This window comes from Pantoea sp. SIMBA_079, assembly GCF_046940275.1.
GTDB lineage: Bacteria > Pseudomonadota > Gammaproteobacteria > Enterobacterales > Enterobacteriaceae > Pantoea > Pantoea borealis.
In genome coordinates, this window is the sequence record NZ_JAWRYR010000464.1 from 1 (window position 1) to 263 (window position 263).

Annotated in this window: 1 protein-coding gene; it reads right to left on the reverse strand. The window is 71.1% G+C overall.

Features of this window, described 5'->3' with window-relative positions; translation table 11 throughout:
- Positions 1-38 precede the first annotated feature (38 nt).
- On the reverse strand, positions 39-263 hold a 225-nt coding region (locus tag SB719_RS20825; RefSeq protein ID WP_412159841.1), incomplete at its 5' end, for a BolA/IbaG family iron-sulfur metabolism protein.

Below are 263 nucleotides of genomic sequence, written 5' to 3' on the forward strand. Positions count from 1 at the left end.
CTGCAGCGGCGGGCTGCCGGACACGATGATCTTGTCCATCAGCCCTGTCCCTGACCCGCGGCGGCCTGCTCGTCCGGCGTCCTGGTGACCGGCAACGCGAGGGCGTGGATCTCGCGCCCCAGCAACGCGCCGAGCGTGGCGTTCACCATGCGGTGGCGGGCCAGCGTCGACTTGCCCGCGAACGACGCGCTGACGACACGCGCCTCGAAATGCACGCCGTCGTCGCCCTGCACGTCGATGACGGCATCGGGCAGACCCTGCTG